At 43.9% G+C, this 12,344-nt stretch carries 8 protein-coding genes; 7 read left to right on the top strand and 1 reads right to left on the bottom strand.

Going from position 1 to position 12,344, the window contains the following annotated elements; genetic code table 11:
* The first annotated feature begins 1 nt into the window (after position 1).
* The 7 genes from KXD93_RS15760 (at position 2) to KXD93_RS15730 (ending at position 9,022) form a co-directional block, all read left to right on the top strand.
* Positions 2 to 973: an FKBP-type peptidyl-prolyl cis-trans isomerase gene (locus KXD93_RS15760; RefSeq protein ID WP_258138174.1), complete on the top strand. Its 972-nt coding sequence runs from the start codon at positions 2 to 4 to the stop codon at positions 971 to 973.
* A gap of 52 nt (positions 974 to 1,025) precedes the next feature.
* The gene (locus tag KXD93_RS15755; protein WP_258138173.1) at positions 1,026 to 1,976 is read left to right on the top strand and encodes an FKBP-type peptidyl-prolyl cis-trans isomerase; all 951 of its coding nucleotides are present in this window, start codon (positions 1,026 to 1,028) and stop codon (positions 1,974 to 1,976) included.
* Positions 1,977 to 2,021: 45 nt separating this feature from the next.
* A complete protein-coding gene (locus KXD93_RS15750) occupies positions 2,022 to 2,789 on the top strand; it encodes a TatD family hydrolase (protein WP_258138172.1) in 768 nt (255 codons plus the stop codon).
* 41 nt (positions 2,790 to 2,830) lie between these two features.
* Positions 2,831 to 3,853, top strand: a complete 1,023-nt coding sequence (locus KXD93_RS15745; protein ID WP_258138171.1) for an asparaginase — start codon at positions 2,831 to 2,833, stop codon at positions 3,851 to 3,853.
* 209 nt (positions 3,854 to 4,062) lie between these two features.
* A complete protein-coding gene (locus KXD93_RS15740; RefSeq protein ID WP_258138170.1) occupies positions 4,063 to 4,512 on the top strand; it encodes a KTSC domain-containing protein in 450 nt (149 codons plus the stop codon).
* 229 nt (positions 4,513 to 4,741) lie between these two features.
* Positions 4,742 to 6,448: an alpha/beta hydrolase gene (locus tag KXD93_RS15735; RefSeq protein WP_258138169.1), complete on the top strand. Its 1,707-nt coding sequence runs from the start codon at positions 4,742 to 4,744 to the stop codon at positions 6,446 to 6,448.
* A gap of 132 nt (positions 6,449 to 6,580) precedes the next feature.
* The gene (locus tag KXD93_RS15730; RefSeq protein WP_258138168.1) at positions 6,581 to 9,022 is read left to right on the top strand and encodes an ABC transporter permease; all 2,442 of its coding nucleotides are present in this window, start codon (positions 6,581 to 6,583) and stop codon (positions 9,020 to 9,022) included.
* Between the two features lie 129 nt (positions 9,023 to 9,151).
* Here KXD93_RS15730 and KXD93_RS15725 read toward each other — a convergent pair whose 3' ends face one another.
* On the bottom strand, positions 9,152 to 12,286 hold the full coding sequence (locus KXD93_RS15725) for an efflux RND transporter permease subunit (protein ID WP_258138167.1): 3,135 nt from the start codon (positions 12,284 to 12,286) through the stop codon (positions 9,152 to 9,154).
* Positions 12,287 to 12,344 lie beyond the last annotated feature (58 nt).

The following is a 12,344-nucleotide window of genomic DNA, read 5'->3' as shown; positions in this document are numbered from 1 at the left end:
AATGAAAAAAAGACTAGTGTTTTTAGCGCTTGCTGCAATTGCCTTAGCAAGCTGTAATGGTGGATTTACCAAAGGCGACGGCGGAATGGAATATAAAATCCTTGATGATAAATCAGGGCCCAGCATAAAGGAGGGTGATTTTATATCATTTAACTTTATTGTTAAGACTGACGCCGATTCAGTATTACAGAGCACCTATGAAAAAGGACAGCCAATACGTATGGCCGTTCCTAAGCTGACAGGTAAAGGTAATATCATGACTCCGTTTTCCACATTTAGTGAAGGCGACAGCGCTATGATCAAAGTGAATATCGATTCAATGTCAAAAGGTCATCCAAGACCAAAGGAGTTGAAAGGTAAATTCCTTGTATATGTAGTAAAGATTGAAAAAGTTATTGCAAAAGGTAACCTTACCGACCCTGTTTTCCAGGGCCGCATCCAGGATTACATAAAAAATATTTCAGAAGAAGCTAAAGCTAAAGAGCCCGCCTCAATCAAAAAGTATATTGATGATAACAAGCTTAAGGTAACTACAACCGCATCGGGCTTAAATTATGTAATTAATCAACAAGGCAGCGGTCCACTTCCCGCGACTGGTGATACTATAGTAGTAAACTATACCGGTAGATTTATGAATGGTAAAATTTTTGAGACTAGTGTAAAAGCTGAGGCCATCAAAAATAAAATGCAGATTAACCCAATGAACCCTTACAAGCCAATTCGTTTTGCGCTGGGTGCTCCGGGAATGATCCAGGGATTTACCGAAGGATTTATGTTGTTGAACAAAGGTACAAAGGCTACATTGGTAATCCCGTCAAAACTTGCTTATGGCGACCAGGGCAACCAAATGATGCAGGCTTACACACCGCTTGCGTTTGATGTTGAGGTGGTTGATATTATTCACCCAAACCCTAACGCGCCAAAGCCTGCGCAACCAGCAATGCCAACAGTACAGGCACCTGTTAAAAAATAATTCTTAATTATATACACGCCTTCCTGTTACAACAGGAAGGCTTTTTTTATTTATGATGAAATATATTCTATCGATTTTGACGCTGATGATAGCGATTGGGGCCAGTGCGCAAACCGATATGCAGCATACGCCTAAAGGGGCATTATACAAGGTTTTTACTAATAGTACGAATGCCAGGGTTAAGGATGGCGACATTATTACCTTTCAATATATCCAAAAAACAGATAAGGATTCGGTTCTTTATAGCACTTATGTAAGCGGCCAGCCGGGGCGCGCTCAAATCCACCCCTCACAAAATGTTGGTGATATGATGGAGATCTTCCCGCTTTTGACTGTAAATGATAGTGCTTTGGTAAAATTACCTACTGATTCAATATTTAAAGGACATGAAGATCAGCGCCCACCGTTTTTTCCTAAGGGCAGCAACCTGAATTTCACCATTAAAATTCTGAAGGCCCAAACGGTAGATGAATTTAAAGCAGACCTTGTGCAGGCTGAAATTACCGGTTCGGCCAAATATATTGCCGACCATAAGCTGAACCTGCAGACTACACCAAGTGGCCTGAAATATGTAATTACCCAGGCTTCAACAAAACCTAAGCCGGTTAAGGGTGATACTGTTTATGTAAATTACACAGGTAAAAACCTGGATGATAAGGTATTTGACTCTGATATTGAAGCAGATGCCAAAGCAGCAGGGTTACAGCAACCCGGCCGTACCTACGAGCCGCTTCAGTTTGTTATTGGCGCCGGTGGCATTATTGCAGGCTGGGACGAAGGCATGCAGTTATTGAACGAGGGCTCAAAGGCTATATTCGTTATCCCATCAAAGCTTGCTTATGGCGAACCGGGATACAATGGAATACCTCCTTTCAGCACTTTGGTATTTAATATCGAACTTGTAAAAGTGGTACATGCAAAACATGTTGCTGCAGCGCCAGCAAAAAAGCCGGCTGCAAAAAAGCACGTTTATAAAAAGAAGGCTACTACAACAAAAAATTAAATGAAAGCCTCCTGATACATCGGGAGGCTTTCTTATTTTTGCGCCATGGTACTTACCGACACGCATACCCATTTGTATTATGAAACAGATGAGGTTAAGAGAGCCCTGTTGATACAGCGTTGTAAAGACAATTCAATTAACCGCCTGTTTTTACCTAATGTTGATGCCTCGTCAATCCCTATGGTTTTCGGGCTGCAGGCATCTTATCCGGATATGTGTTACCCAATGATGGGTTTACATCCATGTTCGGTAAAGGAAACGTGGGAGGAAGAGTTGGAAGCCATTGAACAAGCCCTTCATCAGCATAAAATATATGCTATCGGTGAAATAGGGATCGATCTGTATTGGGATAAAACCCATTTAACAGAACAAATCCAGGCATTTAAGAAGCAGATTGGCTGGGCTAAGGCATTAAAGCTGCCCATAGATATCCACTGCCGCGATGCCTTCGACGAGGTATATGAAGTACTGCTGCAGGAACAGGACAATGACCTGCGCGGCATTTTCCATTGCTTCGGCGGCACTCTTGAACAAGCCAATAAATTAATAGATATCGGCTTTTACCTGGGTATTGGCGGGGTGGTTACCTATAAGAATGCGGGGCTTGATAAGGTGGTGGCACAAATCAGCCTGGATAATATAGTTTTAGAAACAGATTCTCCGTACCTTACACCCGTTCCGTATCGTGGCAAACCTAACGAAAGCTCTTATTTAATTTATATTGCGCAAAAGGTTGCCGAAATGCAGCAAACAGACCTCGAAACCGTGGCCGCTATCACCACGGAAAACTCGAAAAAGGTGTTTGGGATTTAATTGTTTTTAGATAGCTTTATTTTTAACACAACCTAATATACATGAGCCAGATCTTGATCATTTACACCGGGGGGACAATCGGTATGATGAACGACCCGCAGACAAAGGTGCTTAAACCGATCAACTTTGAGCAGATAATGGATAATGTGCCCGAGCTTGAAAAGCTTAATTGCAAAATTAAGGTACACTCGTTTGAGCAGATCATCGATTCATCGAACATGAACCCGGCCATCTGGAGCGAGCTGGCCAGTCTTATTGAATCAAATTATGATGATGTAGACGGCTTCGTGATCCTTCATGGGTCAGATACCATGGCATTTTCGGCCTCTGTGCTTAGCTTTATGCTGGAGGACCTGGGTAAACCTGTAATATTCACAGGCTCGCAGCTGCCAATAAGTGCCATCCGCACCGATGCAAAGGAAAATTTGATGACGGCCATTGAAATTGCAAAAGCTAAAAAGCACGACCGTGCCCGTGTGCCCGAGGTTTGTATCTACTTTGATTACAAATTATTCAGGGGGAACCGCTCGTTTAAATATAACTCATCTAAATTCGAAGCTTTCCGTTCGCCAAACTACCCGATCCTGGCGGAGTCGGGCGTGCACCTGCGGTTCAGCGCAAACGACATCAGGCATCCGCGTGAAGGCGAAGGGCTTAAAGTTCATAAAAACCTGGTAAGCGATGTAGCTGTGTTAAAGCTGTATCCAGGCATTAGCCCGAAGGTTGTGGAAACCATCCTTACTGCTGATGTAAGAGGCATTGTAATGGAAACATTTGGCGCCGGCAATACCACTACCGATCAATGGTTTGTCGACCTGCTCAAAAATGCTATCGACAGCGGCAAGGTGATCCTGGATATATCGCAATGTAAAGTAGGTACGGTTGAACTTGGCCGTTACGAAACCAGCAAGCACCTCAAGGATGTAGGCATTGCTAACGGTTACGATATGACATACGAGTCGGCTGTTACTAAAATGATGTATTTGCTGGGCCAGTTTGAAAATCCGCAGGATGTGAAACAATATTTGGAAACAGATATCAGGGGTGAGATAACGGTGTCGTAAATAGATCCATCGGGAAACTTACGAAGGTTCTAAAACTTCGTAAGTTTAATCATTCTCTGCAATCGCCTGATATTTAAATATTTACAATTCATTAATATACATCCTCAATTTTTCTCCCTAATAAAGCGTACCTTTGCAAAATTATTTTCTTGAGCAAGTTGCTAATACATAGCTTTTTAATCAACGACGATAAGCATATTTAGCACATTATGAAAAAAATTGTTGATTACAGGAAGCTGTTAAATGTAGGTGAAGCGGCTGAACTACAGGAGTTAAAGACCATTTACCGCAGCCTGATGAAAACCTGGCACCCGGATAAATTCCAGGATAGCGCAGAAGCCAAGTTAGAGGCAGAAGAAAAAAGCAAAACCATAATTGAGGCTTACCATTTTTTGGTAAGCATTGCGCCCGAAACACGTAACCAGTCGTTTGGCGAATATACCATTACCACCACCACATCAAACATTGCTGATTTTGAATATAAGTCGCAGGTTTTGACCGTTCATTTTTTAGACGGCAACTCATACGAATATTTTGATGTACCTAAGGAAGTTTACAGGAAATTCATCAATGCCGATTCTCCCGGCAGGTTTGCACGCAGGCATATTTTTAGCAATTATGTGTACCGCAGTTTGAGCAGGTTGGTAGCAACAGCATAAGCACGTAGTTAAAAGGTTGATTAAGTTGATTAGGAGAGTGGTTGAGTAAGTTAAACGCACCCAACTCAATCCAACTTAATCAACCTAATCTAACCCAATTAACCGTGCTTGCTAAGTTGATTAAGAGAGTGGTTAATTAAGTTAAACACAGCAAACCCCATCCAACTTAATCAACCTAATCTAACCCAGTCAACTATTTCCTATATTAGTTTCTTAAATCTCCCGGTTTATGAAGAGGCTAATTTTTCTATTACTTATTTGTTCCCTATCCGCGTCAGCACAAACTTTTCGCATTACAATCGATCCTTCGCTCAAAGAGCAGGTTTTGGATGGCCGCCTATTACTGCTGCTTTCAAAAAACAACAACGCCGAGCCACGTTTTCAAATCAGCGACGGAGCAGCTACCCAACTGATATTTGGCGTTGACGTAGAGGGGTGGAAGCCTGGTACAACACAACTGGTGGATGTGCAGGCAATAGGCTATCCTGTTGAACGGCTAAAAGACGTGCCCGCCGGAGATTACTACGTGCAGGTATTAATGCATAAATACGAAACCTTCCATTTAAAAACGGGGCAAACCGTGAAACTGCCAATGGACAGGGGCGAAGGCCAGCACTGGAACATTGCACCCGGGAATATCTATTCAGCACCTGTGAAAATTCATTTTGATCCAACTGCTACCAACGAGATTCCTCTAACCATTACAAAGATCATCCCGGAGATAAAACAACCGGAGGATACCAAATACATCAAACATATCCGCATCCAAAGCAAGCTACTGACCGAATTTTGGGGACGCCCGATGTTCCTGAGCGCTAACATACTGCTGCCTGCAGGTTTTGAAGAGCATAAGAATGTTAAATACCCATTGGCGATCTTTGAGAATCATTTTAGTCCTGATTTTGGGGGCTTTAGCACGACCAAACCCGACACTGCGGCCATGAAGCCTGATACTTCCGAACGTTTTCATATCACCGGCTATAACAGAATAGTAGCACAGGAAGCTTATGATTTTTATAAGCAATGGACAGGCCCTGGTTTTCCACGGGTAATTGCGGTGGAGCTTAATCATGCTAATCCTTACTATGATGATTCTTACGCGGTAAACTCCGCTAACCTTGGCCCTTATGGCGACGCCATAACTTATGAACTGATCCCGGCGATTGAAAAGGAATATCGTGGCATTGGTAAAGGCTGGGCGCGTTTCGTTTATGGCGGTTCAACAGGCGGATGGATCTCACTGGCGGTGCAGGTATTTTATCCAAATGAATATAATGGCAGCTACGCGGCTTGTCCCGACCCGGTGGATTTTCATCATTACACAACCATCGACATTTATAACGACAAGAATGCTTATTACCCTGAAAGCGACTTCAAGAAAACGCCGCGCCCCGGAGAGCGCAATTACCTTGGGCATGTGTTAGCTACCATTAAAGAAATGAACCAGCATGAACTGGCTGAAGGAAGCCGCACCCGAAGTGGTGAGCAATTTGATATTTGGGAGGCAGTGTTTTCGCCGATGGATGCAGATGGCTATCCCAAACGCATTTTTGATAAATATACCGGCGCAATTGATACTTCGGTGGCTCATTACTGGCGCGATAACTTCGATCTTACCCATATCATCAAACGTGACTGGCCAAAGATCGGCAGTAGTTTGAAGGGGAAGATCCATATTTATGTAGGCGACATGGATACTTACTACTTAAACGATGCCGTTTATACTGCCGAAGACATGTTGAAAAAGCTGGACAACCCTAACTGCAGTTGCATTATTGATTACGGTGATCGCGCCGAACATTGCTGGAACGGTGATCATAGCCAACCCAATTACATCAGTCGCTTGCGCTACCACCAAATGTTTATTAAAAAGTGGGCGGAGGAAGTGAAGACAAGATCGCCAAAGGGTGTTGATTTGAAATCGTGGAGGTATTAATATCTCCCAAGACTTACGAAGTTTTTAAAACTTCGTAAGTCTGATCTCCGCGTTAAATTTTGTTAAATAAATCACCTGTTTAACAACCCTTTACTTTGTTCGTGTTATTTTTGAGTATAACCTTAACAGCGTATGTTCAAAAGCTACTTAAAACTCGCTCTGCGTAATCTTTGGAAACGTAAAACCACTACTGCTATAAATGTTTTAAGCCTCTCGGCTGGCTTGGCATGTTGTGCCCTGGTCTTTTTGTTCTGGCAGCATGAACTTAGCTTTGACAAGGGTTTTGATAACCATGACGACATTTACCGGATAGTTTCCACATTTAAAGGTGACAGTAAAGCACCAACTGTTGGCTTGCCTTATGCTAAATACCTCAAAAGTGAGATCCCCGAAATTGACCAGGTGACGCGGCTCGATCCTACAAACGGCAGCACGCTGGTACAGGTGCAAGGTGTTGAAAATGCTACACCATATATGGAAGATTCAGGTTACTGGGTTGATCCGCAGTTTTTTGATGTGCTGAGCTTCCATTTTTTACAGGGCGACCGCAAAACGGCGTTTGCTGCACCGAATACCATTGTGCTTTCGCAATCGCTGGCTAAAAAACTTTTTAAAGACGCTTACCCGGTCGGCAGGGCCTTAAAGGCAGGTGGCGGTGTTTATACCATCACAGGGGTTTTTAAAGAGGATTTCTTAAACCACATCCAGGCTGATTTTTACGCCTCAAACAACAGCGACCGCATCAGGGAGCAAATGGCCAACAATAACAGTTGGGTGGTAAACGATAATTTTTATACTTACATTAAAGTAAAGCACGGCACCGATCCGGAAAGGTTAACCAAAAAGCTGAACGCATATTTGATACGGCATGCCGGTGCCGAAATGAAAGCGCACAGCGATCATATAACCAATTCCCTGCAGGCATTGACTGACATCCATTTAAACTCGTCTGAGTTCCAGGATTACCTTGCCTATAAGCAAGGCAACATCAAATACCTTTACCTGCTGGGTTCTATAGCTTTGGTAGTACTGCTGCTTGGCTGCATCAACTATATGAACTTAACCACGGCCCAGGCCATAAGCCGCGCCCGCGAAGTTGGTGTACGCCGGGTGATGGGTGCCGGGAAAACCTCCATCCGGTACCAGTTTTTGATAGAAACCTTAACCATTAGTATTTCTGCGTTGTTTATTTCCATCGGGCTGGCATTTATTTTATTGCCGGTATTTAACAGCTTTACCGGGCAGTCGTTGTCCTTCTTTGCTAAGGAGAACGCTACTTTAATTTTGTGGATGACCTTAGTCGCTGTAATAACAGGACTTGCAGCCGGCTTATATCCTGCGTTCTACCTGTCGGCATTTAAACCGGTTAAGGTGCTGAAGGGCAAGGTGAGTGATTCATCGGGAATGTTTGGCGTACGCAAGGTGCTTATCGTTTCCCAATTCATCATTTCAACCTGCCTGGTATTTGCTACCATCGTGATCTGGAATCAACTGCATTTTATGATCAACGCAAAAACCGGGGTAGATATGGATCAGCAACTGGTGCTGAATCTTAACAGCGAACAAGCCCAGAAGAACAGTGCATTGTTGGCGAGAGATCTTGCCAATAACAGGAACTTTAAGTCGGTTACTGTTGCAGCTGCGCCATTGGTATCGGGTGATATGAATTTATACCCGGCAAACAAAACCATAAACGATAAGCAAATAGTATTCTTTGATTTTGCTGATGAGAATTATGTAAAAACGCTTGGTTTGCAATTAGTTTCAGGCAGCAATTTTAGTCCTGAGGTATTTACCAATACCAACATGCTGGAGGATTCTGAAGTGCATGATTTTGGCAAGGAGGTAATCTTAAATGAGGAAGCCGCCAGGGCATTGGGATTTGATCCGAACACCGCGCCCGGCAAATTCGTATCGCACCTGCACAATGGAGTTGTTTATACCTACAAGATTGTGGGCGTAGCTAAAGATTACCATTACTTTTCGCTGCATGCAACCATTGGCCCTTGTGCCATTATGAATGTAAATCCGTTAAGATGTGGTAATATTATCGCCAAGGTGGACGGACGTCATATCCCGGCGGCGGTACAATGTGCCACCGATCAATGGAAAAAACTAAACCCGGATACGCCCTTTAATTACAGTTTCTTAAATGATATTTTCCAGGCCGATTATTTACAGGATAAGCGGATGCAGCAAATGATCGGCGTGTTTACTACCGTTGCCATCTTTATTTCGTGTCTTGGTTTACTAGGGTTGATCACTTACTCCGTAGCACAAAAGGCAAGGGAAATAGGCATCCGTAAAGTAATTGGCGCCAATGTTAGCGGAATTGTATTGTTATTTAGCAGGCAATATTTAAAGCTGGTTATCATAGCCAACCTGATTGCATGGCCCCTGTCCTGGTATTTTATGAGCAACTGGTTAAGCGGTTTTCCTTACCGCATCCATATCAGTTGGTGGATGTTTGCGGTATCCCTATCAGCAGGATTGATCATTTGCTTTTCAACAATAGCCTTTAAAACCATCAAAGCAGCCATGGCGAACCCGGTGGATAGCCTGCGTGCGGAGTGATTAGAGATTAGAGATTAACTGCATTATGTTAAGCAGGGGATCTTACTAACGCTAGTTCGCGCCATTGGGAGTGCAGCCTTCGCTGCACTCCTTTAACGCAATCAATATAAGTAGGGGTATTAATTCAATTTATTTGCTCCTGATCACTACACCGCTTTCAACTCTTTTGCGGTACGTCCAGAAGAACACGATAGGGAAAACAAACAGGTTAAACACGGTATTGGTAATTAACCCGCCGATAACCACAATGGCTAACGGTTTAGATGCCTCAGAGCCTATCCCATGAGACATTGCTGCAGGCAATAAGCCTATTGCAGCCATCATTGCCGTCATCACTACCGGGCGCAGCCTGTCGGCAACGCCGGCCTTTATGGATACCGCAAACGATGTCCACGTGGTATGATGTTTAAGCTCGGTAATGTTGCTTTTGAATTTGGAGATCAATATCACACCGTTTTGCACGCAAATACCGAACAGGGCAATAAAGCCGATACCGGCAGAAATATTAAAGTTTACGCCCGTGATCAATAGCGATAAGATGCCGCCCATTATGGCGAAAGGAACGTTATTCAGTACCAGTAGTGAATCGGTGAAGTTTCCGAACAGGATGAATAAAATAAAGAAGATGATCAGCAAGCTGATTGGCACAACCTCGCTTAAGCGTTTTGTTGCACGTTGCTGGTTTTCAAAATCACCGGCCCATTGCAATGAATACCCTTTTGGCAATTTAATTTGCGATTCAACCTTATCCTGGGCTTCCTTAACCGTGCTGCCCATATCGCGGCCACGAATGGAGAATTTGATGGCACCGTAACGCTCATGATCGTCGCGGTAGATCATACTGATGCCGGTAATCTTTTTAATATTCGCAATCTCACGCAGTGGAACTGTATTTCCGCTCAAACTTGGTACACGTAAATCGCCTATGGCTAGTTCGTTATTTCTAAAATCCTCAGGGTACCGGATTCGGAGATCAAACTTCTTCTCTCCCTCATAGATCTGCGTTACTGCCTTGCCGCCTATTGCCATTTCAATTACAGCGTTGGCATCGGCGGCTGTTACGCCGTATTGCGCCATTTCCTCCTGGTTAAGGTCGATCTGCAGCTCCGGCTGGCCAACATTATGCAGGATGCCCAGATCCTGGATGCCGTTTACACCTTTAAGAATGGCGTTGATCTTCACTTCTTCCTGTTCGATGTACTTATAGTCGTTACCGAACATTTTTACTACGATAGATCCTTTCACACCTGATACAGCTTCCTCTACGTTATCCGAGATGGGCTGCGAGAAGTTAATGTCGACACCGGGATAAAATTTCAGCTTTTCCTGCATCCGCTGGATAAGCTCTTCCTTGGTTTCCTTCCGTTTCCATTGAGCTTCAGGATATATGTCTACATGGAACTCAATATTATAAAAACCGGTGGCATCGGTACCATCATTTGGTCTGCCGGTTTGCGACATTACCTGTTTCACCTCATCAAAGCTCAGGAAGATGTTACGCATCTCGTTGGCCATCTTAACAGATTCCTTCAGTGAGATGCTTAAAGGGCCGGTAGCACGTACATAAATGGCGCCCTCGTTCAGCTCGGGTAAAAACTCGGTACCTAATAGCTTAAAACAACCCAGGCTCACAACCAACGCACCTATAGCAATAAAGAAAACTAATTGCCTTCCTTTAAAGCAAAACGAATAAAAACGCATGGCTCCATTAGTGATAGCCTCTACAAAGACGTTGTGCTTTTCCTTAACATCCTTCTTTAGCAAAACGCTGGCTAAAGCGGGTACAAAAGTGAACGTAAGAATAACAGCTCCCAACAAGGCGAAGCCCAATGTCCAGGCCAGTGGCGAGAACATTTTACCTTCAACCTTTTGAAAGCTGAAGATGGGCAGCAAGCCGGTAATGATAATTAGCTTTGCAAAGAAGATGCCCTTCCCGTTAACCAAACAAGCCCTTTTGATAAGGCCCAATTTGCTCATCTTGTTGTAGTTGGCCATGCCTACCTCTTTGGCTTTATGATCGAGCACCACGAAGATGCCCTCAACCATTACCACCGCCCCGTCAATAATTATCCCGAAGTCGATGGCACCCATTGATAACAGGTTGGCCGACATTCCCTTTAATTTCAGGCAGATAAAGGCAAATAATAATGCGAGAGGAATAATGAGTGATACGATAAGTGTTGTGCGCCAGTCGGCCATGAACAGGAACACGATAACAGTCACCATGATGATCCCTTCGGCCATGTTGTGCAGAACGGTATCGGTGGCAAAGTTTACCAGTGTTTCGCGATCATAAAACGTGTTTATTTTAACATCATCGGGCAATATCTTTGTATTAAGGGCATTGATCTTCGCTTTCAGGTTCTTAATAACTTCGCTTGGGTTTCCGCCTTTGCGCATTACCACGATGCCTTCAACAACATCCGGGTCCTTATCCCGGCCAACCTGTCCCAACCTTGGCAACGACGATTCGGTAACCTCTGCTATCGTTTTTACATATATCGGGGTTCCCTTAATATTATTTATAACGATGTTCTTTATTTCGTTGATATTATTCAGCAAGCCAATACCGCGTACAACGTAAGCCTGGCCATTTTGGTCAATGACATCCCCACCTACGTTTACGTTGCTTTTCGATACCGCCTCAAATAACTGCAGCGGAGTAACATTGTATTGAACTGCTTTTTCGGGATTGATGGTGATCTGGTAAGTTTTTACCTCGCCGCCAAAACTGTTTACATCAGCCACGCCGGGTACTGCCCTTATTTCGCGCTCAACAACCCAGTCCTGGATAGTTTTTAATTCTTTTACTGATCTTTTGTTACTGGTTAACGTAAAGCGGTAGATCTCCCCTGTAGGCCCGTAAGGCGGCTCAATGGATGGATTAACATTGTCTGGCAGGCTGGCGTCACCAATATGGTTATTGATCTGCAGGCGGGCCTCGTTATAATCTACCTCATCGTCAAAAGTAACCTTCACCACCGATAGCCCAAACAACGACGACGACCTGATACTGGTCTTCTTCTCAGCCGGGTTCATGGCGATCTCGATGGGGCGGGTAACAAATTTCTCCACTTCCTCGGCGCTCCTGCCGGGCCATTGGGTAATTATAGTAACGGACGTATTGGTAACATCAGGAAACGCATCAATACTGATGGTTTTAAAGCTGATATAGCCAGCAACAGCCAACAGCGCCGTCACAAAAAATATGAAGAACCTGTTACGGAGCGCGAACGAAAGAATATTTTTTATGAACTTATTCATTGTTTTTATTTCAGATTTCGGATGTTCGATTTCGGATTTTACCCGCTATCCGTTTTTA

The organism is Mucilaginibacter phenanthrenivorans (genome assembly GCF_024721155.1).
Taxonomy (GTDB): Bacteria; Bacteroidota; Bacteroidia; order Sphingobacteriales; family Sphingobacteriaceae; genus Mucilaginibacter; species Mucilaginibacter phenanthrenivorans.
Note: the sequence above shows the minus strand (reverse complement) of the source record. Positions and strands in the feature narration are given on the sequence as shown.

Bases quoted from the DNA above. Each gene is read 5' to 3' on its own strand.
- KXD93_RS15745 (WP_258138171.1), top strand. From the start codon at position 2,831: ATGAGCCAGATCTTGATCATTTACACCGGGGGGACAATCGGTATGATG.
- KXD93_RS15730 (WP_258138168.1), top strand. From the start codon at position 6,581: ATGTTCAAAAGCTACTTAAAACTCGCTCTGCGTAATCTTTGGAAACGT.
- KXD93_RS15755 (WP_258138173.1), top strand. From the start codon at position 1,026: ATGATGAAATATATTCTATCGATTTTGACGCTGATGATAGCGATTGGG.
- KXD93_RS15735 (WP_258138169.1), top strand. From the start codon at position 4,742: ATGAAGAGGCTAATTTTTCTATTACTTATTTGTTCCCTATCCGCGTCA.
- KXD93_RS15760 (WP_258138174.1), top strand. From the start codon at position 2: ATGAAAAAAAGACTAGTGTTTTTAGCGCTTGCTGCAATTGCCTTAGCA.
- KXD93_RS15740 (WP_258138170.1), top strand. From the start codon at position 4,063: ATGAAAAAAATTGTTGATTACAGGAAGCTGTTAAATGTAGGTGAAGCG.
- KXD93_RS15750 (WP_258138172.1), top strand. From the start codon at position 2,022: ATGGTACTTACCGACACGCATACCCATTTGTATTATGAAACAGATGAG.
- KXD93_RS15725 (WP_258138167.1), bottom strand. From the start codon at position 12,286: ATGAATAAGTTCATAAAAAATATTCTTTCGTTCGCGCTCCGTAACAGG.